We start from the raw sequence: 20,443 nt of genomic DNA on the forward strand, positions 1-20,443 counted from the left end.
CTTCCACTCATATTTTTAACTGTCCATCCAAAACCTGCAAAAACTCATCCTCTGTAAGAATCTTTTTTCCTTTTTCCTCTGCTTTCTTCAACTTTGAGCCCGGTTTTTCACCAACCACAAGGCAGGTTAATTTCTGGGTTATCCCACTGGCGACCTCTCCACCATGTTCTTTGACCAGTTTTTTAGCCTCTGTTCTGGAAAGCTTCTTCAAACTCCCAGTAAAGAGAAGTACTTCCCCGCTCAGCAATAGATTCCCCCCACTCTGCTCAAGAGCCTGAGGCCGTACTCCAACGTCATGGAATGCGCGCATCATCTCCAGAACCGAAGGATCGGAAAAATATTCTACTATGGAATTTGCCGCCTGTTCGCCAAGTCCCTCAACCTCGAGCAGTTCCTCGCGAGTCACAGTAAGCAGCCTCTCAAGACTTTTATAGCTGCGTTCCAGCAAACCTGCAGTGACCTCTCCGACAAAACGAATACCAAGAGCAGCAAGAAAACGGGTGAGCGATGGTTCCTTTGCCGCTCGCACTCCAGCAAGAGCATTTTCCGCAGACTTTTCGCCCCACCCCTCTAGCCCTGCAAGATCTTCTCGTTGCAGCCTGAATATATCCGGTAAATCTTTGATCAGCTTTAAATCAAAGAGCTGTTCCACACTCTTTTTCCCAAGCCCTTCAATATCAAGGCCTGCCTTGGAGCAAAAATGAACAATTGAGCGGAGACGCTGAGCCGGGCAATGAGGATTTACACAACGGGTAATCGCCTCACCTTCAGGTTTGAGCAGAGGGTGAGAGCAGACAGGACAATCTTTGGGAAAGGTGACAGGTTCGGCCGAACTGTTTCGTTTTTCAGGTATAGCCTTTACAATCTCAGGGATAACATCGCCCGCTCGCTGAATAAGAACGGTATCACCAATGTGCAAATCCTTTCTGAGAATCTCATCATTGTTATGAAGAGTGGCACGGCTTACCATAACACCGCCAACATCAACCGGGGTAAGGAGAGCAACGGGGGTAACCGCCCCGGTTCTACCAACCTGAAAGTCGACCTGTACTATTTGAGTCGTCGCCTGGGTCGCTGGGAATTTACAGGCGATTGCCCAGCGCGGAGCTCTTGCCTTAGCTCCAAGCCGTGTCTGAAGAGTAAAATCATTTACTTTCACCACCATTCCATCAATCTCATAGGCAAGATTATGGCGCAGTCTGGAGAGCTCAGCGAAACGGGCAATAACCGCTCCAATATCAGGACAAAGTGACACGAGAGGATTCACAGGCAGACCAAGAGTTGCCAAAAACTGAAGCAGTTCCTGTTGATTCCTGCACCCGGTGTCACCTGGCTCTGCAACACCATACACAAAAAACCGTAACGGTCGCTGAGCTGTTATTTTTGGATCAAGTTGCCGCAAAGAACCAGCGGCTGCGTTACGTGGATTCGCAAAGAGCGGCTCCCCATCATCAGCGCGCTGCTGATTGAGCTTCTCGAGTCCGCTACGATCCATAAACACTTCCCCACGAACCTCGAGACGTGGAAGATCAGGCAACTTGAGACGTAAAGGAATGGAATGAACGGTGCGAAGCTGACTGGTAATATCTTCACCAATCATACCATTGCCGCGAGTACTCCCCCGAATCAGCACACCATCTTCATACACAAGCTCAACCGCCAGACCATCGAGCTTTGGTTCAGCCATATAGGGAAATCGCTCCGTGGTAAGGAGGAAACGTAAAAGACGATCTTCAAAGGAGTAAAGATCCTGGTCGTCAAAGGCGTTCTCAAGGCTGAGCATGGGCAAGCGATGTTCCACCTGTTCGAACTTTTCCAGTGCCGCCCCCCCAACACGCTGACTGGGGGAATCAGACGTGACCAGCTCGGGATACTTTTCTTCAATTGCAATCAACTCTTGAAAAAGCCTGTCATACTCACCATCGGAAATCAGTGGATCATCAAGAACATAATAGCGATGGCAATGTTCGTTCAGCTGGAGACGTAACTCTTCCAGCCTCTTCTGCTGCAGGGACACGGCCATTTATTTCGGAGGAGTTAACAGATTGCCGGCCTTGGCAATATTCTCATGGGGCACTTCATCAATAAAAATCAGAATCGCCTCTGGCGGTTTCCCTGCTTCCCTGGCGATAACCTCGGTCACCCCCTTGCAGATATTACTCTTCTGATCTTTGCTAAGCGTTCCGGCAACACGAATATTAACGTAGGGCATTTTTTACTCTCCTTTGATAATTTTGTTATTCAGGCAGGCAAAACCGGGCAATATCTGCTGGAAGCTGTCCACTATCAAGTCCAAGCTCTTCAGCAAGTTCATGTAACTGGGCCACACTGCAATTAATAAAAATAAGAGGCAGGTTTTTCCCAGCGGCAGCAACACCCTGCTCCAGGAAGGCAATCAGTCTTTGAGCTGCTGTTTCCCGAATGTGAGAACAGTCAACGGTCTGTCTGCGGGCAAAAGCCCTGCAGCGCTCCCAGTTATATACGGTTCGACGAACTCCGCGATATATACTTTTATGGAAATTTCTCACATCTATATCACGCAGGATAATTTCCTGGTAGCGCTGAGCAGCTGCATCTTTAAGCCTGGACAGCTCTTCTTCACTGAGGCTCAGTTGAGGCCCGTCACTCTCTTTGCTTAAGTAGTAGAGTGAAGAGTACAGGGTAATCTCAGGTATTTCTCCGGAATGGCGAACAATAAGCCACTCTTCGGCAAGCAGTTCATCACGTTCTTCCGGGGTCACTGCTTTTTCTCAAGACCAAAAACAGAACGAAATATATCCACCTTCATATCCGATTGATCCTTACAGCTTTCACTCTTTAGAAAAAGCATGGGATCATGGAGGAGTTTAGAAACAATGGCTCCGGCCATCCTCTCCACATTTTCTCGATCCCTGGCACTTAATCCATCCAGCCTGGGCAGAGTACGTTCAAGCTCTGCCCTGACAATAAGATCTCCTTTTTCACGCAGAGCGGCAAGAGTTGGAGTAATTGCAAGACCCGCCAGCCAGTCTTTAAATTTTAGGGCCTCCTCATCAACGATACGGCTTGCTTTGATGGCCTCTTTGTCCCGTTCAGCTTTGTTCAACTCCACCACATTGTTCAGATCGTCAATATCGTAGAGGTAGACATTGTCCAGATCATTCAGAGCTGGGTCAAGGTCCCTTGGCACTGCAATATCAATAAAAAACAGAGGTTTGTTGCGACGATTGCGCATAAGAGGTTTAACATCTTCCTTATGGAGAATAACCCCTGGCGCTCCGGTGGAGCTCACTATAATATCAACCTGTTCCAACTGCTCTAACAGCTCATCCAGCCCAACTGCACGGCCATTAAAACGTTTTGCCAGATCGAGAGCATTTTCAAGGGTTCTGTTGGCAACCACAACATCTTTAGCGCCATTACCCACAAGATGTTCGGCAGCAAGTTCCGCCATTTCACCAGCGCCAATCAGCAGCACCCGCTTATTTTCAAGTGATCCAAAAATCTTCCTTGCAAGCTCAATAGCGGCATAACTGATAGAGACAGCAGAGGAACCGATTTGAGTCTCACTCCGTACCCGTTTGGCCACAGAAAAAGACTTATGCAAAAGCTTGTTGAGGATGGGACCAGTGCATTTCAATTTGGAAGACCAGCGGTACGCTTCCTTTAACTGACCTAAAATCTGAGATTCACCCACGATCATGGAATCAAGACTTGCGGCAACCATAAAGAGGTGATGGATGGCTTCTTCGTTACGATAGCAGTACAAATATTTTTCATACTGCTCGGGAGTGAGAGCATCTCCAAAAAGAAAACCAGCCAGAGCCCTCTCAACCTCAGCCCCGGCACTGGCCGAAACCAGAACCTCAACACGGTTGCAGGTCGAGAGGAGATAATACTCACGCAGACCATCAACCCTTCCTAAAGCCTCCAGGGGATCCTCGTAGCCACCGCTAAGGGCCAATTTTTCACGCACTTCAAGGGGAGTATTCTTATGATTAACCCCAAGGAGCAGGATAGTCTCACTGGGCATAGCTATGCACACCCCCAAGTAGGTAATTTACTCCCCAAAGAGTGAAAATTACGGCAATAAATCCGACAATAGACATAACCGCCGCCCGTTTGCCACGCCATCCCAAAGTAAAACGCTGATGGATCTGAGCAGCATAAAGGAACCAGGTAATAAGTGACCAGGTCTCTTTTGGATCCCAATGCCAATAGGTACCCCAGGCCTGTCTGGCCCAAATGGAACCAGTGATAATGCCAAGGGTTAAAAGACCAAAACCGGCGGTTAAACAGTGATTATTCAACTGATCAAGCGAATCAAGTGATGGAAGGCGACTGAAAAAGAAACCGAATTTTTTAGACTTCAGTTCCCGTTCCTGAAGCAGATACATGATGGCTCCGCAGAATGCCAGGGCCAGAAACCCATAGGCCATGACAGCAACTCCAGCATGGACAGGAAGCCACAGTGACTGCAGGGCAGGAGCAAGGGGGTGAAACTCCCTGGACACCATGGCCGCAATAAGAAGCATGATGAATACCAATATTGAAACAAATGTTCCAAAATTCCTCACCGAATAGCGCCAATGAAAAGAAAGATAGGCCCAGGTTACAGACCATGCAAAAAAGACTACGGCCTCATGCTGGGAAGTAATGGGAGTATGCCCTGCGATTATATAACGTGAGAGAATATAGAAACTCTGCAGAACTCCTGAGCCGATAAAGATCGTTCTCGCAATTGTACGCAGATCTTCCCGCTGGCTGAAGAAAAAAACAAGATATACTGCCGAGGCCACAAAGCTGACGACCACGACACTGTTAAACAAAAGGTAGTTGATTTCACTCAACATAATTGAAGCCCCCAGGGGATTGGTGCGTCAAGGGATCTGTTCCTTATTAAAATTTTGTATATTTTTCACCAAAAGAGAAACATCAATTTCAGTGGGTAGAATATGCTGAAGCAGCATGCTGATTTCATTCCACCGCTCTTTTCTTATATGTTCTAAGATATCACTATCCAGTAATTTTTCAAATATTCTCTTATGGGCAACGGGACTATCACTGGATGCAACTACCCTTCTCCGGATATCACTCATCATAGCGACAAAGAGGCCGTACTCAGGGCCATAGAGAGCTGCAAGCTCCCTTTTAATCCGCGCAGCAAATGCAGGGCTGCCGCCACCAGTGGCGACGGTGAAGAGTAATTTCCCCTGCCTGAACGAAGCGGGAACCTGAAAGGTACAGGCATCCGGCATATCAGCAACATTCACCAGCACTCCGGCAGCCTTTGCTGCTGCAACTATCTGCTTCTGAATTACAGGACTATCCGTTGCTGCAAAGACAAGCCTTGCATCCCCCAGATCCCCCGTCGCATATTTTTTCTTCTGCCATTCAAGTAATTCAGATCGGGCAAGGTCTTCCAGATGAGGACATACCTCAGGACTGATAACACGAATTATGGCACCACAGGGAAGAAGAGAATCCACCTTACGGCTGGCAACATGTCCTCCACCAACAACCAGGCAGGGCATACCGCGAACATCTAAATTAACAGGATAAAGCGCCATAATTGTTTTTTTACTCTTCCTTTGCTCTCAAACGATTGATAATTATTGTGATATCCTGCCCATCCTTATGAATAGTCTGCTTGCTCCCGGCAATATTATATTCACTTCTGGCACGTTCCATAAACAGTGGCAAGCATTTTCTTCGCGCGTCGTGGGCCAGATAGATTGTTCCACCAGGCTTCAGGTATCGTCGGAACACATCAAGGAGAGGTTCAAAAAATTCTTCACGAAACAGAACCTCCGCGGCAGTAAGTATATCAAAAGGCGCCATTTCTGGCGGATCAAGCCAGTCCAGATGGGCGCATCGTACATTTGTCAAGCCGGAAGCTGCGACACTCACCTTCTGAAAGTCCATGATAATATCTTCGTAGTCAGTAAGGGTTACATCAAAGCCGCAGGCCGCTGCAGTAATCCCTGGGGCTCCGAGACCAGCTCCAATTTCCAGCAATGTCTGCCCCTTGGGATCTGGCAGGGAAGCTAAGGCATAGGAAAGAATCATGGCCGCCTCCCAGAGTTTTACCCAAAAAGGAAATTCAGTCACATCAGCAAAGGGATCCTTCCCCTCAAGGAACTCTTCAATATCTGCAACTTTCAACAGTCGAATGGACCGATCCTTGACCTTCAGCTTATCAAAGGTCAACTTGTACCTGCTACGGATACGATTGTATATTTCACGTTCTGCTTCGGGTAAGGTTCTAATATCCATAACAGGTTTACAAACTCAATTAATTTCTCAGTTAATATATAACAGCTGACAAGGCATGAGAAACGCCAGCGCTGCAGGGTTATTTCAATACATTGCAGATTCCCGCCCTTCTCTGACCATACAGCAGGAATATTTTGAACAAATATCATCTCCAGGTGCACACCAACACATGGAAACAGCAAACGGTCCTGTGCAAAAGCTTCACGAAATTCTTTTCAAAAAATTGAGATAGGCACAGACTTTAAACGAATTCCATGGAAAGTAAAAAACAAAAAAAAGGGCCGATTGATATCAGTTATCAATCGGCCCTCACAAGCTAACTAAAAAACGGGGTTATGTCAATTAGCAACCCTCGATGGCAGCACCACCACTTTTCTTAGCTTTAACTTTTACGCTGTCACCAGCTTTGAGGCTGTCAGCTTTCTTACAGGTCATTGTAACTTTGTCGCCATCTACTGCATCAACAGTACATGTAACAGTTGCTGCAACAGCTACGGTGCTTACAGCGAAAGTAAGGGCCAATAATACAGAAACGATACCTTTTTTCATTGTTTTCTCCTCAATGACAGTTTTTTTTAGTTCCCTGGAACAATTCCAGAATTTCAGACTTACGATTTGAGTAAACAGTATAGAATCCAACCTAACACTTGTCAACCCTAATCAGTGAAAAAATGAATACTAATTCATTATGCTCTTGATATCATTTTCAAGCACAACATGCGGAACATAACCGGGATATTTCTTCACCACGGTCCCCTGACTATTCACCAGAAAAGAAGTAGGGATCCCCACAACACCACCAAAATCACGGGCTGTCGATCTGTCCGCCATGAGTACGGGATAATTTATAGAGCGTTTTTCAACTAATTTCTTAACCGCCTTCGGTCCGCCTTCATCTACCGAGAGGGCAACAACTGAAAAGCCGTTAGCTCTGTATTTTTCATGGAGACGGATCAGGTCAGGAACTTCCTGCATACAGGGAGGACACCAGGTGGCAAAAAAGGTCACCAAAAGGGTCTTGCCTGAAAAAAGTTTACTATTAACAGCATCACCTGTCACCACATCGGAAAGAACGAAGGAAGGCATTTTTGATGCCGCAGCGGCTGGTTGGACAAAGAGCATCAGCACAAGAACAGTTGCAAAAAACACCCCCGCGCAACGGGAATAGCAATTTCGTTTCATAAAAAATCCTTTTTAACGGTTGAAGATTTCTTAAACAGAATCAAACACAGATTAATATAGTATTTGCTATATGCTCTAGAGCAAAGTATTCAATCTTTAGAGAAAGTCAACCTACAACACATAGAATGACAGAGTCATCTTCCTGAAAATCCGTCTTACACTGTACCTCATAATCAACAATTCCGCTGCAATCTTTATCTTTTTTCAAAGGACAATGACTTTTTTCTTCAGAAATGCTGTCCCGATAAGCAATTTATGGTAGAGTAGCTCAATTTTATTGTCGGCTTCTCCTGTGATGCCATTCCCTTTTCCCATGAATAACACAATTCGATCATGAATAAATCCCTCTGCTCCAGAGCTTTACTCACGGCCATAGTCCTTATTGCTATCTCTCCCTTTACGTCAAGCCTCAATGCTGCCCAGCTGGTAGATCGAGTCGTCGCCATTGTAAATGATGACGTAATCACCATGTCTGAGGTAAATACCGAAGGGGCAAGCTATTTCAGACAAATCAACGAAAAAGCTCCGCCGGCACAGGTAGAGGATGCATTAGCTCGTGCCAGAGAAGAAGTACTTGGCAGTCTGATCGACAAAAAACTCATTGCCCAGGAAGCTGAAAAACAGCATGTAACAGTCTCCGACGAGGAAGTGCAGGCTGCCGCAGAGCAGATGCTCATCAACAACAAAATCACCAGAGAAATACTCGAGACCCAGCTGGCCCAAACAGGTATGACTTACGAATCATACCTCAACAGTCTGAGGAACCAAATCCTTCAGTCCAAGCTTATTAATTACGAAATTCGCTCCAGAATTATCATCACCGACGATATGGTTCTTGATTACTATGATACTCACTACACCAAGCATATCAGTGAGGGCGGCTACTACCTCATGCAGATGGGCTTTATCTGGGGAAAATCCGGTGGCAACCAATCTGATGCTGTTAAATATGCTGACAAAATGGACGCAAAAAAACGCGCCGAACGGGTTCATGCTCTGGTCACAGGAGGCCAGGATTTCCGAATACTGGCCCAGAAATTCTCAGATCTTCCGTCTGCTGCTGATGGTGGGGATTTGGGCATTTTCCAGAAGGAAGATATGGCACCCTACATGCAGGATGCGATCCTGGATCTCAAACCTGGTTCAGTCAGTGAAATCATCGAAACGCCTTCCGGGTATCAGTTTTTTAAACTTCTTTCAAGCCAGGACGGTCAGATTGTGGTTCAAGCATCTTTCGACTCTGTAAAAGAAGAAATCAGAAAAAAACTCTATGACGAACAACTCAAGAAACAGTTTGATGAGTGGGTTATGGACATCAAAAACAATGCATATATCGACAAGTTGTAAGGAATTCAGACGAACTGTTTCAATCTAACAACTTTAAAACTCCAGATGACTGAACAAGACACTTCCACAGGAACAACGATTCCGCATGGATGGGGATTTTGCAAGCCACCTGTCACAGATGATCAAGGTGACCACAATGTCTCATGAAGCCACACAAACAACAGAACAAACACTTGGTAGTTACCTCCGCGAACAGCGACAGCAGAAAGGACTATCACTCTCCGAGGTAAGTGATAGTACCAAAATTTCTTTGCCTATACTCAATGCCATAGAGGATAATGACTACGAGCGCATGCCAGCTGATGCATTTTGCCGGGGATTCTACAACATGTACGCAAAACTCCTGGAACTTGATCCACAGGAGATTCTGACGCAGTACGAAGCAGGTAGAGGAATACATCCAAAAACATCCAGAAAACCCGCCAAACCACCGCTTATAGAAAGCCAGAAATTTGCAAATTACGCAGACCCCGCTCCCATCTCACCGGCAACCAGTATGACTTTTTTCATTACAGCCTGTTTAGTTATTTTTATTGGGGTCTGCTGGTATTTTAACTTCAACCCCATAAACTATATCAGCAGCAGACTCATTCCACCTCAATCAGGAATTGAGACTATTGAGCAATTCACAGTCGCGCCAGAAGAAGGTGTAACCATCAAGCCTTTACCTTCTTCCGTCAGCAGCAACCGAGAAGAAGAAGTCTCTGCAGTCATTCCCTCCTCCGCTACCCTTTCCGTTACAGACAAGGAAACGACGGAAACATTACCCAAAGAAGGAGAAAAGGACAGCTCAGCAGTTGCACCCTACCATCTCAAAATAGACTTCAACAGCAGTGGAACACTTAAGGTGACACTGGATGACGGTTTTGTTCTTGATAAAAACTTCAACGCTGGGGAGTCCCTGGAATGGAAGGTGGAAAAAAAGATCATACTCGACATGCCTGAATCCCTCAGCGGAACACTCACGCTCAACGGAATAGAGATACCTCTCCCTGAGACTGAAAATAACAGACGCCTGCTGTCTCTCCCAGAGGATCTTCTTGATTGACAGGTGATTACCAACCCGCCTTACTCATGCTTTTTCAGCCCTTTTGAAGGTTGAACATTTTGCAAATAAACAGGCTACAGTTCGGCCTTATGACAAAAAATATGCCACCACCTCAACTCGTGAGAAATGCAGCCTAAGCAACAGGCTGAATCTGCAGCCATCGTACTCGACTGCCGTGATCATGGTGAATCAGATCTGATTGTGACCTTTTTTTGTCAACATCACGGAAGAGTAACTGGAATTGCCAAGGGAGCAAAACGCAGCAAAAAACGCTTTGTCAACAAACTAGAACTCTTCAGTTCTCTGCGCATTCTCCATACCACGCCACAAAACAACCGGCTGGCTTTTATTGCTGGAGCGGAGCTTCTGGATGGCTTCATCAACCTGCGTGAGGACATTTCCTGTTATGCAACTGCAAGTATTATCAGAGAAATCACTCTGCTAGCCACAAAAGAGGTTGAAGGTGACGAAGAACTCTACCCACTTCTGATGTGGGTTTTCAGCAGCTTAAACAATGAACGCCCTCCCATCCCTGCACTTGTCTTCTTTCTCATCCGTTTTTTTTCAATTATCGGCTACAGCCCCCAACTGAAAAGCTGCCTTGGCTGCGGCAAGCAACTTCAGTCGGACGAAACCTACCAATTTCATATCGCATCCGGGGGGATCTGCTGCAGTAAGTGTAACAGCTCAGAACATTCAAGCAGGCACACATTATCACAGGGAACCTTGCGCTCCCTGACAACCGCACTCAACCAGCCACTGGGACGTCTCCATCGCCTGCAGCTTTCGGGAAACAGCCAGCAGGAAGCCCTTTCCTTTCTTCACTCCTACGGACGCCAACTGTTTCAACGGGAAATTATCTCCTGGGCCTTTCTGGAAAACTTATAAACCTGACTATTCCCTGCAATAACGAACTTCACCACTGTTTTCCACACTGGTAGAACCATCGTCGTGCTGTAAAATCAGGCCACCGTCGGTAGTAACACCATGAACCACAGCTTCATACTGAGGATTCTCCATCACATCATAGCCAAAGAGGACTCGTTTTCCCAGGGTGTCCGACAACTCCTTCCAACGTTTCAAAATCGGATGTTCCTCTTCGTAAGTTTCTCCGCCACCTCGTGCCAGCCACCGTTCCTCTTCATATAACAGTAGCCCTATATAATAGCGCATCTTTGCCAGGAAGGAGAGTCCAAAGGAAACCGTATCAATGGAATGTCCTAAAACCTGGGTCAGTGAAATTGCGGTCTCCTGCAACTCCGGAGGAAAGGTGCTGTTGTTAAGGTTCAGCCCAAACCCAAGGAGGTGATACTGTTCCCCGTAAACCGGACTGCGGAATCCTTCAATAAGAAAGCCTGCCTGCTTTCTTCCCTGTATAAGCACATCATTGACCCAGCGAATGGCAGCCTCTGAAGCGCCAAACTGCTGCAATGCTTCACAACAGGCAATACCTGGAATTAATGGGAGAAAGTTTCTGAACGGAGCAAGAAAGGTATCGGCAAGAATCAGACAGCCCCACAGTCCACCGGGGGGGGCATACCAGGATCTGCAAAAACGCCCTTTGGAAAGAGAGAGTGAAGAGGCAAGAATAACACTGCCGTTGGCAACGGACCTGCCAGATTCTTCCCGGGAGGAGATATGCTCACGTGCCGTATCCATGGCACGACCAAGAGAAGGATACACAAGAACAACAGAGCCCACATAGGCCCCATAACGTAGGACCGTTGCACTGTCCGGTGAGCCTCCTTGCTTGCGCAGAGGTAACTCGACGGTTACAACATAATCATCAAGAGTGAATGGACTTAAGAGAGTTAAATTGTCCAAAATCTAATTACGGATTTTCAAAGATAAGAAAAAAAGGCCGCATAGTTTTGGTGCCTGCAAACACCAAAATTATTCTTTTTTATCCCAGTCAGCCTTAACCCTGGTAATGATTTTCTTAATAAGCGGCAGCTTATCGGCAGGACAAACCCCAATCAAAGGCGCACCCTGATCCACAGAAACACCAGGCGTAAAATAGACAGAATGAATAACACCCTTTTCACCACTGTAATAAACAGGCGTATCCCGTTTCATCAGCGACATGATAATAATCTCATCCCCTGGCTTAATCGACACCTCGCGGGCACTCTTTTTCTCGATACGTGACTGCACGTCCAGCGAAAAAAAGTATTTGGCTCGTTCGGGTGCGTGAAAGATAAAGAGAACTTCCTTGAGGATTGATTCTATAATCTCCTTTTTCTTCAAGGGGTGGCGAATGGTCATCAACTTCTCTCCCGCCTCCACAAAACACCCCTCATGCTCACTGCAAAGAGAGGAAACGACACCATTGGTCAGTGCCGTAACCTTTTTCGGATTCCTCTCTCTTGTGATCTCAAAAAGAGCTGTGCCAGGAATATGTTTCCACTCACCACTGACTGCCTCTATACTGCTGCCCTCTTCGACAAGAAACCGTACCTTTCCGGTGTGACTTGCGAAAATATCAACATACTCATAGGGATCCGAGTGGTATTTCCCTAGTATTTCATCAAAATCTATTTCGTCAGACATTGTATATTTATGGTTTTTGTATCAGTGCGTACTACCGTGTCCGGTGTCCCCTGCGGCGGCACCATGATCTGCTGCTGCAGCATGATGAGCTTTAACCTTGGGAGCCAGGGCTACCTGCATATCAACAATCTGGCAATCGGAACGAACAATACTGTTACTGATAAACATTTTATTGTAAAAAGTAAAACTCCCCTTATCGTGAGCTTTCACCGTATCATAGACAACCCATTTATCACGTCCCTTCTCAACACCAGCCGAATCAAAAAGAGTACAGAGGATAGCTATATTTTTCACATCATCTCCCCCCTTGTTTTCAATAGTAAAGGAGGCATCAACCATCTCATTTTTTTGGGCAACCTTGACGTTTGACTGAACAAGAGACACGGAATGAAGTAACTCCGCAGCAGAATCCGAAACTGTTATCTCCGGTAGCAGGATTCCTGCAATTCCGTTCGATGACGCATTAAATTTCGTCACAGCAAAGGCAACGAGACAAAGAACTACTGCACTTAAACCAATGTTTCCCCAGAACTTCCCATTCATGACACTTCCCCCTCTCCCTGAATAACTAAAGTCATTATGTGACAATGCAAACTTAAAAGACTATTTTATACTGAGATAATTCTGCGATGGCAAGCCTATTCGTAGGAACCACTCTGTGATTTTGAGCTTTATCCCCCTGGCAGACAATGCTATAAGAAGTGAAAAGGAAGAAAGTGGCGGCTCATACGCAAATACAAAAAAAGCTGATACTATGGCAATGAAACGAAATAACAGGGATTCCCTCTTTGATGTGGAGCAAATCAACGAGGACTTTATCTTCAACGAACGAGTCGCTCAGGTATTTGACGACATGCTCGACAGATCCATACCTTTTTACCATGAAGTCATCCTCTCCATTGCCAGAATTTTCCGTTCCAAACTGAAAAATGGGGACAGCATTGTTGATCTTGGTTGCGCAACCGGAGCGACTCTCCTAAAGCTCAGCACTCTCCTTGAAGATAAAAAATTCAACTACACAGGTATCGACAGCTCTCCGGCCATGCTCGACCAGGCAAGGCTCAAGGCCGAACTTTTCTCAAAACAGGAGCAACTGCATTTTGCTCAGGGAGATATTATTGAAGTGGATCAACCGGGCACCTCAGCCTTTATCCTCAACTACACTCTACAGTTTGTCCGCCCTCTGCACCGACAGAAATTCCTGGAACGGATCCATGCCAATCTCGCCCCGGGGGGAATCTGCATTTTAAGTGAGAAAACCATCTCTCACCATCCTGGACTCAATCGCAGCTACATTGACATCTATCATCAATTCAAAAAAGAGCGCGGTTATTCCGAGCTTGAGATAGCAAAAAAAAGGGAAGCCCTGGAAAACATACTGATTCCATGCTCCAATGAAGAAAACAAAACAATGCTCCAATCCGCTGGTTTTGTAGAGGTTGAACCTTTCTTTCAATGGTTCAACTTTGTCTCCTTTCTTGCCATCAAACCAATTTCATAAAGATCTCACCATGGGTTACATCGACCAACTCCCACCGAGTGCCAAAATCGACAAAATCATCCAGCTCCATAACGAGAAACAAACATGGATAAACCAGGACAAAAAAGGTTTTCTCCGCTACCGACGTCCTTCCGAAGCCCTGCAGGAGTTTTCCGCAACAACTGTTAACTGCAGTCTCGATGCGGTTAAAATTGGCGCTGAACATGAAATCTCACCACATGACCGGCAAACCATAGAGTCCCACCTGCGCACCTTCTGCCCCTGGCGAAAAGGTCCATTTTCAATCTTTGGCATTGATGTTGATTCGGAATGGCAAAGCCAGCGAAAATGGCAACGGGTACTCCCCAAACTTCCTGACTTGAAGAATAAAGTAGTCGCTGACATTGGCTGCAGCAATGGTTATTACATGTTTCGCATGGTTCCGTACCAGCCAAAACTGGTCATCGGCCTGGAACCATCTGTCCAGCATTACTACTGTTTCAAGGGATTAAACGGCATGGCAGGTCAGGCCAACCTGGAAATTGACCTGCTAGGAGTGGAGCACCTGCCATTGTTTCCAGAGTGCTTTGATGTGCTGTTTCTTATGGGAGTCATCTATCACCGGAGTTCTCCGGTGGATACCCTGCGCGATGTCTTTTGTGCATTAAAAAACGGAGGGACTCTCATTCTTGAATCTCAAGCCATCCCCGGGACAAGCGAAACAGCCCTCTTCCCTGAAAAAACCTATGCAAAGGTACCTGGAACCTATTTTGTTCCCACTGGTCATTGCCTCAAGAACTGGCTCCTTCGCGCCGGATTTTCAGACGTTGAGCTCTTCTGCCAGCATCCCATGTCCAGCATGGAACAACGCCGAACAGAGTGGATGGAATTTGAATCCTACTCCGACTTTATTGACCCTCTGGAACCGGCTAAAACGATAGAAGGCTATCCAGCTCCAGACCGGGTGTTCCTTAGAGGCTGGAAAAAGTAACCAGTTATGCCAGCTTTTCTTGCCTTTGGTTGCAGGTATGGTAAACTCACTGGTAATTGTTTTTTTAGACGTAATGGTTTCGTAACACCTCATTTGCAGGGAGCAGATAATGGATAAAAAGAAATGTACACTCTACAGTGGTGGCCTTAAGGGTGCCGAGGCAACTTTTGGTGAATCAGCCGAAAAACACGGCATCAAAGAAATTATATTTACCTTTGAGGGTCACAAACTTAACCGCAACAAAAACTCTGTAACCCTCTCCAAAGAAGAATTGGAACGTGGTGACATCTCCATGGAACTGGCATCACGGATGCTCAACCGTACCTACTACGAAACTGAAAAAATTCGCAAAGTCCTGCAGACCATTTTCCACATGGTTAACAACGGCCATCAGGTCTTTGTTATCGGATCAATAATGGATGACAATTCTGTAAAAGGTGGAACAGGCTGGGCCGTCGAACTGGCCAAGCTCTTTAACCGTCCACTCCATGTTTTCGACCAGCCCAAAAAACAGTGGTTCACCTGGAAAGAAGGCGCATGGAAGGAAGACAGTCCCCTCATCGAATACGACACCTTTGTCGGATCGGGAACCCGTTACCTGAGTGATGCAGGACGTGAAGCAATCGAAGCCCTGTTCACTGATTCCTGTGCAGCAAAGCAAGAGAAATAACCATGACCACAGACTGTCTTTTTTGTAAAATTGCGGCCGGGCACATCCCTGCTGAGAAACTCTACGAAGACGATGAGCTGCTTGCCTTTCGTGACATTGCCCCTCAGGCTCCCGTCCATTTCCTGGTGATCCCCAAAAAACATATCCAGGATCCGACAGGGGTTGCAAAGGAGGACGAGGGGCTTATCGGCAGGATGATGCGAACTGGCTCAAAAGTCGCCAGAGAAAATGGTATTACAGATTTCCGCCTTGTGTTTAACAATGGAGCAGAGGCCGGACAGACCGTCTTCCATATCCATATGCATGTATTGGGTGGCAGGTCCCTGAACTGGCCTCCAGGATAATCCCCCTGGGGAAGGGGGCTACTTAACGTTTCCTTTTTGGGCCTCCAGCTCGTCCCAGCGCTCATACAGGGCTTCCACATCCATTTTAGCCTGCTCCAGATCTGCCCAGACAGACTCCAGCAACTGTGGGTCTGCCACGGTTTCTGGAGAATCCATAATACGCTGTAAACGCTCCTGCTCTTCCTCTCCCTCCATGATTTTCTCTTCTATCCGGTCATATTCCCGCTGATCCATATACGAAAGTTTGCCTGGCTTCTTTTGCTTTTCTTTTTTTGGAACATCACCGGGAACCTGGTGAGCAGGTGAAGAAGAGCCACTCTTTTCATTTCTCTTGAGATCCGCCAGCCACTGTTCATAATCCGCGTAGAAAGCAACAGCACCACTGCCGTCAAAACCGAGCACCTGATCACATACGGAATCCAGAAGAAAACGATCGTGACTCACCAGAACAAGCGCTCCCGGGAAATCAAGCAAACTCTCCTCCAGAATATCCAGTGACGGAATATCAAGATCATTGGTAGGCTCATCGAGCAGCAGTATATCAGCCGGTTGCCGCATAAGTTCTGCAATCAAAATACGCGCCTGTTCTCCACCGGACAACTGCCCAACAGGAGTCTCCAGTTGATCAGCGCGAAAAAGAAAGCGCTGCGCCCAGGACACCACATGATACGAGGACTCCCTGAACATAATCGAATCTCCGTCTGGGGCGAGAGCCTGACGGAGGGTTATCGCAGGATCAATGGTCTCACGTTTCTGGTCAAAACTGACAATTCGTATTCCTGGTGCCGTACTTACCGTTCCACTATCTGCCTTAAGCCCATCATCTTCTGTGCTTGCAGCTATAATCTTCATCAGTGTGGACTTTCCACAACCGTTCCTTCCCAGCAGGCCAAGGCGGCTGCCGGGTGAGAGAACCATATCAAGGTTACTGAAGAGAGTCCGTCCATCATAACTTTTAGCAATCCCTTCAGCCTCAAATAGTTTCTTTGTTTTTCTCCCTGTTGCATCAAAATCTATGCGAACCTGTTTTATGGATCTATTCCTGTTTTTCACCTCTGTCAGTTGTGCCTGAAGCTTATGAGCCTCGTCAATTCGATAGCGGGCCTTGGTTGCTCGTGCCTTGGGACCACGGCTAAGCCACTCGGCCTCACGTCTCATTTTGTTTGCCAGACGGTCTTCCAGTTGCTGCTGCTGCTCGAGAAACTGAACTCTGGCCCGAACAAAATCGGAATACCCGCCATCCACAGCCAGTGCTCCCTGAGGGTAGACGGCAGAGAGCTCCACAACCCTGTGGGCTACATTTTGGAGAAAGCGCCGATCATGACTAACCAGTATGAACGCATCGGGACTCTTGGGAAGGGCACCGGACAACATTCTTTCCAGCCAGATTACTCCTTCAATATCAAGATGGTTTGTGGGTTCATCCATGACAAGGATATCGGGCTGCACCACAAAACTACGACAAATGGCGAGCCTCTTGCGCCAGCCACCGGAAAGCAGCTCAACCGCTACACTTGAATCGGGAAATTCAGCACGGGAAAGCAGAGCCTGCACCCTGTTGTAGCGTTCGATCTCATCCAAATCAAGTGAGTCCAGTGCCGCCTCAAGATTTTCTTCAATACTGGCATGCTCCATAAAGACATCTGCTTGAGCAAGATAGGCAGTACGTATATTTTTTCGTACCACAACCTTCCCTTCGTCGGGATCCAGCCGGCCGCAGAGTATTTTTAAAAGAGTAGACTTGCCACTTCCATTTGGTCCGATGAGGCCGACACGGTCACCTTTATGTATAACAAAATCAATATGTTCAAAAAGGCGCTGGGAGCCAAAAGATTTTCCCAGATCCTGACAGGCTAGTAGATGAGACATAGAATTCACTCAAAATTGAAAGAAAGTAATGAAAACATGGGCAAATGGACAACCAGTATACCCATTTTTTATTGAAATTTTATCAACCACTGACTATAAAGACTGGTGACTGGGAAGAAGCTACTCAAGGGCAACCATAAAGCTGCACGCCTCAGGCTATTCTGCATATACAATAATACCCATCAAATCGCAATGAGTGACCGCTTACATATTATTATCACGGGTGATGAAGGGAAGGCTCAGAGCTTTCTCTTCTCCAAACGCAGGCTTAAAACCGCCTGCTTTCTGACTGCTTCACTTTTTATCACCCTGACTGTTATCAGTTACAATGCCTATCATTTCTTCAACACCAATAAGGCATTGAACAATCAAGTAACCGAGCTCAACAGAGAACTCCAGAAAAGTAATCGCCTGAAACACAGTCTTGCATTAAAGGTTCAGGATCTTCAGGAACTAAACAGCAATCAGGCGGAAGATTTTCAGCAGGAAAAGACAACTCTTCTCAATACCGCAGTCTCTGAGCTGGAAGAACGCAGCAGCATGATTGAGCGAATCATGAGCAACATTGGCATTGAAGTAAAGGACGTGGTAGAAGACAGAAACAACTCAGGTGGTCCCTTTCTCGCACCACGAGATTCTGCAGGGACAGACCTCGTCTACCGTTCCGACCGCTACATGGAAACTATAAACTTTCTGCCTCTTGGTCGCCCAATACCAGGTCCTGTCACATCAGCATTTGGTCATCGCACAGATCCGGTAAATGGAAAGAAAGGATACCATTCTGGTGTAGATATGCGTGGCCGTTATGGTCAGAAAGTCGTTGCCACTGCTGACGGTATTGTCAAAAAAGCCTTCTTCAACGGTAGCTATGGGAAATACGTGGAGATCAACCATGGAAACGGCTACACCACCAAGTTTGCACATATGAAAAAGATTCTTGTCAAACGTGGGGACAGGGTAAAACGCGGCCAGGCTATTGGAACCGTAGGAAACAGTGGCCGCTCCACCGGACCTCACCTTCATTATGAAGTATGCCTTGACAAACAGCCAATCAACCCCAGCAAATTTCTGAAAGTCAACAAGCTCTACCAGCCCGTAATTATCTCACAGTTAAATGCCAAAAAAAAACATAACGTCTCACTAACGGCAAAAAACGAACACTCTGCATCTTCTGATACTTCGGAGAACTAAGGTGGCCCTATTCAACAAAAAAGACAGCTTTGAACAGGAAAGTGAAAAAGCTGACAAAGAAGTTATTTCTTCCATCATTGACTCCCGAATGACCATCAAGGGGGAGTTAGTGTTTGAGGGCAAAGCCCGAATTGACGGCACCATTGAGGGAAACATCCAAGGTGAGCATCTAATTCTCAGCGAAGGCGGAAAAATCAATGGCAACGTAAAGGTCGCAACCTTTGTCTGCCACGGGACGCTCAAGGGAGATGTGAGGGCTAGCATGGTTACAGCTCGTAAAACATGCCAGATTCAAGGACTTATCGAGAGCAACAGCCTCAGCGTGGAACCAGGTGCAGGACTCAGCGGAGAAATGAAGGTGGCAAGCAAAGATCTCCATTTGGTGAGCACCGAAACCGGTGACACCCACTCTGTAAACGGTTGAAATATTCTCCATGCAGCCAAAGGATCTCCCAAGCCCGGCCAATAGAATAGTTTGTCCTGAATGCGGAAATGATGAAGAATTCTACGAAGTCGCAGAAAATGCGATCATCACCACACTCTACATCCAAAATAGTGACGGAAGCTTCACTCCTCAGGAAGACACATCTCAAGTACTTGGGAACATAAGACTTATCTGCGGGCAGTGCAACGAAGACCTCACAATGTTCCATCAACGTTTCTCGGAAATGCTCTTTTGACCAGACACCCCCGTGTTATCACCAGCAATCGGGAGTTCCCCGAACGCCTCCATACCCTTTCAGGCGGTGATATCATTGCCTGTCGACTTCGCCTGAAGTACGCAGAAGAGCACCTGCTCCTGGACATGCTAGAACGGGGAGTACAGCTCATCCCATCGGCCTCATCACAACTCGCCAGCCGCTCCAAAACATTCCAGGCCCGTTTATTCAGTCATTTCATGATACCCCACACTGTTGTCATCTATGACATCCATGGGCTTCTCGCTACTGTCTCCCTTTACGGTCGACATTCAATCGGAAAGGTTATCCTGAAACACGATCGTAAAAATGCAGGCCTTGGAATCCACCTCTTTCAGGATATCGAGGACGTGTACACCCAGGCAGCGAATAATGTTCTCCCCTATCCATTTGTCCTTCAGCCTTTTGTTAATAACAGTAGGGACATACGGGTCATCATCCTGAAAGACTACATCGAGGCATATGAACGTAGTAATCCTGATAGCTTTCGTAACAATCTCCATTGTGGTGGCCAAGCCGCGAGCGTTTCATTAACAAAACACCAGCTCGCCCTATGTCGAAATGTCATGGAACGTGGTTCGTTCCCATACGCACACCTCGACCTGATGATCACTGAGAATTCTGAAACATACCTTGCGGAAATCAATTTACGAGGCGGAATAAGAGGTGCTGCCATCGACCCCGGCAGCTATCAAGAGAAGGTCAAAGCAATAGAAGAGACACTCCTTCAGGACAAATTATCCCCCACCTGAAACACTCAGGGGAATAGCTCCAACACACAAGAGCTACAGGTGACGGTGCCAGTAGGCACAAAAAAA

At 46.7% G+C, this 20,443-nt stretch carries 24 protein-coding genes; 11 read left to right on the forward strand and 13 right to left on the reverse strand.

What is annotated here, in order from left to right; genetic code table 11:
* Window positions 1-7 precede the first annotated feature (7 nt).
* The 9 genes from ligA to UWK_RS02200 form a co-directional block, all read right to left on the reverse strand.
* Window positions 8-2,023, reverse strand: coding sequence for an NAD-dependent DNA ligase LigA (gene ligA, locus UWK_RS02160; protein WP_015402706.1), 2,016 nt, complete (start codon window positions 2,021-2,023; stop codon window positions 8-10).
* Window positions 2,024-2,212: a tautomerase family protein gene (locus UWK_RS02165; protein WP_015402707.1), complete on the reverse strand. Its 189-nt coding sequence runs from the start codon at window positions 2,210-2,212 to the stop codon at window positions 2,024-2,026.
* A gap of 25 nt (window positions 2,213-2,237) precedes the next feature.
* Window positions 2,238-2,741 carry a hypothetical protein gene (locus UWK_RS02170; RefSeq protein ID WP_015402708.1) on the reverse strand — a complete coding sequence of 168 codons (504 nt, stop codon included), beginning with the start codon at window positions 2,739-2,741 and terminating at the stop codon, window positions 2,238-2,240.
* A complete protein-coding gene (hemA, locus tag UWK_RS02175; RefSeq protein ID WP_015402709.1) occupies window positions 2,738-4,012 on the reverse strand; it encodes a glutamyl-tRNA reductase in 1,275 nt (424 codons plus the stop codon). Before hemA ends, UWK_RS02170 begins: the two co-directional genes overlap by 4 nt.
* On the reverse strand, window positions 4,002-4,832 hold the full coding sequence (ccsB, locus tag UWK_RS02180) for a c-type cytochrome biogenesis protein CcsB (RefSeq protein WP_015402710.1): 831 nt from the start codon (window positions 4,830-4,832) through the stop codon (window positions 4,002-4,004). Before ccsB ends, hemA begins: the two co-directional genes overlap by 11 nt.
* A gap of 27 nt (window positions 4,833-4,859) precedes the next feature.
* Window positions 4,860-5,549, reverse strand: coding sequence for a precorrin-2 dehydrogenase/sirohydrochlorin ferrochelatase family protein (locus tag UWK_RS02185; RefSeq protein WP_015402711.1), 690 nt, complete (start codon window positions 5,547-5,549; stop codon window positions 4,860-4,862).
* A 10-nt stretch (window positions 5,550-5,559) separates the two neighbouring features.
* The gene (locus tag UWK_RS02190; RefSeq protein ID WP_015402712.1) at window positions 5,560-6,255 is read right to left on the reverse strand and encodes a class I SAM-dependent methyltransferase; all 696 of its coding nucleotides are present in this window, start codon (window positions 6,253-6,255) and stop codon (window positions 5,560-5,562) included.
* 342 nt (window positions 6,256-6,597) lie between these two features.
* Entirely contained in the window at window positions 6,598-6,804 is a 207-nt protein-coding gene (gene extJ, locus UWK_RS02195; RefSeq protein ID WP_015402713.1) for a selenite/tellurite reduction operon protein ExtJ, read from the reverse strand.
* Between the two features lie 129 nt (window positions 6,805-6,933).
* Entirely contained in the window at window positions 6,934-7,437 is a 504-nt protein-coding gene (locus UWK_RS02200) for a TlpA family protein disulfide reductase (RefSeq protein ID WP_015402714.1), read from the reverse strand.
* Between the two features lie 333 nt (window positions 7,438-7,770).
* Between UWK_RS02200 and UWK_RS02205 the strand changes: the two genes are divergently transcribed.
* The 3 genes from UWK_RS02205 to recO all read left to right on the forward strand — a co-directional run bounded on the left by UWK_RS02205 (window position 7,771) and on the right by recO (window position 10,720).
* On the forward strand, window positions 7,771-8,784 hold the full coding sequence (locus UWK_RS02205; protein WP_015402715.1) for a SurA N-terminal domain-containing protein: 1,014 nt from the start codon (window positions 7,771-7,773) through the stop codon (window positions 8,782-8,784).
* Window positions 8,785-8,920: 136 nt separating this feature from the next.
* Entirely contained in the window at window positions 8,921-9,832 is a 912-nt protein-coding gene (locus UWK_RS02210; protein WP_167320708.1) for a helix-turn-helix domain-containing protein, read from the forward strand.
* Window positions 9,833-9,958: 126 nt separating this feature from the next.
* A complete protein-coding gene (recO, locus tag UWK_RS02215; RefSeq protein WP_015402717.1) occupies window positions 9,959-10,720 on the forward strand; it encodes a DNA repair protein RecO in 762 nt (253 codons plus the stop codon).
* A gap of 6 nt (window positions 10,721-10,726) precedes the next feature.
* On the opposite strand, the gene UWK_RS02220 is transcribed toward recO, so the two are convergent.
* The 3 genes from UWK_RS02220 to UWK_RS02230 all read right to left on the reverse strand — a co-directional run bounded on the left by UWK_RS02220 (window position 10,727) and on the right by UWK_RS02230 (window position 12,925).
* Window positions 10,727-11,656, reverse strand: coding sequence for a biotin--[acetyl-CoA-carboxylase] ligase (locus UWK_RS02220; RefSeq protein WP_015402718.1), 930 nt, complete (start codon window positions 11,654-11,656; stop codon window positions 10,727-10,729).
* Window positions 11,657-11,725: 69 nt separating this feature from the next.
* Window positions 11,726-12,382 carry a hypothetical protein gene (locus tag UWK_RS02225; protein ID WP_015402719.1) on the reverse strand — a complete coding sequence of 219 codons (657 nt, stop codon included), beginning with the start codon at window positions 12,380-12,382 and terminating at the stop codon, window positions 11,726-11,728.
* A gap of 21 nt (window positions 12,383-12,403) precedes the next feature.
* A complete protein-coding gene (locus UWK_RS02230) occupies window positions 12,404-12,925 on the reverse strand; it encodes a hypothetical protein (RefSeq protein WP_015402720.1) in 522 nt (173 codons plus the stop codon).
* 115 nt (window positions 12,926-13,040) lie between these two features.
* Between UWK_RS02230 and cmoA the strand changes: the two genes are divergently transcribed.
* The 4 genes from cmoA to UWK_RS02250 all read left to right on the forward strand — a co-directional run bounded on the left by cmoA (window position 13,041) and on the right by UWK_RS02250 (window position 15,867).
* The gene (cmoA, locus tag UWK_RS02235) at window positions 13,041-13,883 is read left to right on the forward strand and encodes a carboxy-S-adenosyl-L-methionine synthase CmoA (protein ID WP_015402721.1); all 843 of its coding nucleotides are present in this window, start codon (window positions 13,041-13,043) and stop codon (window positions 13,881-13,883) included.
* A gap of 10 nt (window positions 13,884-13,893) precedes the next feature.
* Window positions 13,894-14,853, forward strand: coding sequence for a tRNA 5-methoxyuridine(34)/uridine 5-oxyacetic acid(34) synthase CmoB (gene cmoB / locus UWK_RS02240; RefSeq protein WP_015402722.1), 960 nt, complete (start codon window positions 13,894-13,896; stop codon window positions 14,851-14,853).
* A gap of 109 nt (window positions 14,854-14,962) precedes the next feature.
* Window positions 14,963-15,523 carry a hypothetical protein gene (locus UWK_RS02245; protein ID WP_015402723.1) on the forward strand — a complete coding sequence of 187 codons (561 nt, stop codon included), beginning with the start codon at window positions 14,963-14,965 and terminating at the stop codon, window positions 15,521-15,523.
* Between the two features lie 2 nt (window positions 15,524-15,525).
* Window positions 15,526-15,867, forward strand: coding sequence for a histidine triad nucleotide-binding protein (locus UWK_RS02250; protein WP_015402724.1), 342 nt, complete (start codon window positions 15,526-15,528; stop codon window positions 15,865-15,867).
* Between the two features lie 18 nt (window positions 15,868-15,885).
* On the opposite strand, the gene UWK_RS02255 is transcribed toward UWK_RS02250, so the two are convergent.
* A complete protein-coding gene (locus tag UWK_RS02255) occupies window positions 15,886-17,736 on the reverse strand; it encodes an ABC-F family ATP-binding cassette domain-containing protein (RefSeq protein WP_015402725.1) in 1,851 nt (616 codons plus the stop codon).
* Between the two features lie 192 nt (window positions 17,737-17,928).
* Here UWK_RS02255 and UWK_RS18090 point away from each other — a divergent pair, with 192 nt between their 5' ends.
* Genes UWK_RS18090 through UWK_RS02275 form a run of 4 tightly spaced genes read left to right on the forward strand, consistent with a single transcriptional unit; the run spans window position 17,929 to window position 20,377 of the window.
* A complete protein-coding gene (locus UWK_RS18090) occupies window positions 17,929-18,927 on the forward strand; it encodes a M23 family metallopeptidase (protein WP_015402726.1) in 999 nt (332 codons plus the stop codon).
* Window position 18,928: 1 nt separating this feature from the next.
* Window positions 18,929-19,351, forward strand: coding sequence for a bactofilin family protein (locus UWK_RS02265; RefSeq protein WP_015402727.1), 423 nt, complete (start codon window positions 18,929-18,931; stop codon window positions 19,349-19,351).
* Window positions 19,352-19,361: 10 nt separating this feature from the next.
* Complete coding sequence (locus UWK_RS02270; RefSeq protein ID WP_015402728.1) at window positions 19,362-19,607, forward strand: hypothetical protein; 246 nt, start codon at window positions 19,362-19,364, stop codon at window positions 19,605-19,607.
* Window positions 19,604-20,377, forward strand: coding sequence for an ATP-grasp domain-containing protein (locus UWK_RS02275; protein WP_015402729.1), 774 nt, complete (start codon window positions 19,604-19,606; stop codon window positions 20,375-20,377). The genes UWK_RS02270 and UWK_RS02275 overlap by 4 nt, the downstream gene beginning before the upstream one ends.
* The last annotated feature ends 66 nt before the right edge of the window (window positions 20,378-20,443 follow it).

It is taken from the genome of Desulfocapsa sulfexigens DSM 10523, from assembly GCF_000341395.1.
GTDB lineage: Bacteria > Desulfobacterota > Desulfobulbia > Desulfobulbales > Desulfocapsaceae > Desulfocapsa > Desulfocapsa sulfexigens.

What these genes read in the sequence shown, in the direction of transcription:
- UWK_RS02250 (WP_015402724.1), top strand. Translation starts at nt 15,526, where the DNA reads ATGACCACAGACTGTCTTTTTTGTAAAATTGCGGCCGGGCACATCCCT.
- recO (WP_015402717.1), top strand. Translation starts at nt 9,959, where the DNA reads ATGCAGCCTAAGCAACAGGCTGAATCTGCAGCCATCGTACTCGACTGC.
- UWK_RS02225 (WP_015402719.1), bottom strand. Translation starts at nt 12,382, where the DNA reads ATGTCTGACGAAATAGATTTTGATGAAATACTAGGGAAATACCACTCG.
- UWK_RS02200 (WP_015402714.1), bottom strand. Translation starts at nt 7,437, where the DNA reads ATGAAACGAAATTGCTATTCCCGTTGCGCGGGGGTGTTTTTTGCAACT.
- UWK_RS02270 (WP_015402728.1), top strand. Translation starts at nt 19,362, where the DNA reads ATGCAGCCAAAGGATCTCCCAAGCCCGGCCAATAGAATAGTTTGTCCT.
- extJ (WP_015402713.1), bottom strand. Translation starts at nt 6,804, where the DNA reads ATGAAAAAAGGTATCGTTTCTGTATTATTGGCCCTTACTTTCGCTGTA.
- UWK_RS02165 (WP_015402707.1), bottom strand. Translation starts at nt 2,212, where the DNA reads ATGCCCTACGTTAATATTCGTGTTGCCGGAACGCTTAGCAAAGATCAG.
- UWK_RS02185 (WP_015402711.1), bottom strand. Translation starts at nt 5,549, where the DNA reads ATGGCGCTTTATCCTGTTAATTTAGATGTTCGCGGTATGCCCTGCCTG.
- UWK_RS02245 (WP_015402723.1), top strand. Translation starts at nt 14,963, where the DNA reads ATGGATAAAAAGAAATGTACACTCTACAGTGGTGGCCTTAAGGGTGCC.
- UWK_RS02255 (WP_015402725.1), bottom strand. Translation starts at nt 17,736, where the DNA reads ATGTCTCATCTACTAGCCTGTCAGGATCTGGGAAAATCTTTTGGCTCC.
- UWK_RS02190 (WP_015402712.1), bottom strand. Translation starts at nt 6,255, where the DNA reads ATGGATATTAGAACCTTACCCGAAGCAGAACGTGAAATATACAATCGT.
- UWK_RS02230 (WP_015402720.1), bottom strand. Translation starts at nt 12,925, where the DNA reads ATGAATGGGAAGTTCTGGGGAAACATTGGTTTAAGTGCAGTAGTTCTT.
- hemA (WP_015402709.1), bottom strand. Translation starts at nt 4,012, where the DNA reads ATGCCCAGTGAGACTATCCTGCTCCTTGGGGTTAATCATAAGAATACT.
- cmoB (WP_015402722.1), top strand. Translation starts at nt 13,894, where the DNA reads ATGGGTTACATCGACCAACTCCCACCGAGTGCCAAAATCGACAAAATC.
- ligA (WP_015402706.1), bottom strand. Translation starts at nt 2,023, where the DNA reads ATGGCCGTGTCCCTGCAGCAGAAGAGGCTGGAAGAGTTACGTCTCCAG.
- UWK_RS02210 (WP_167320708.1), top strand. Translation starts at nt 8,921, where the DNA reads ATGTCTCATGAAGCCACACAAACAACAGAACAAACACTTGGTAGTTAC.
- UWK_RS02205 (WP_015402715.1), top strand. Translation starts at nt 7,771, where the DNA reads ATGAATAAATCCCTCTGCTCCAGAGCTTTACTCACGGCCATAGTCCTT.
- UWK_RS18090 (WP_015402726.1), top strand. Translation starts at nt 17,929, where the DNA reads ATGAGTGACCGCTTACATATTATTATCACGGGTGATGAAGGGAAGGCT.
- ccsB (WP_015402710.1), bottom strand. Translation starts at nt 4,832, where the DNA reads ATGTTGAGTGAAATCAACTACCTTTTGTTTAACAGTGTCGTGGTCGTC.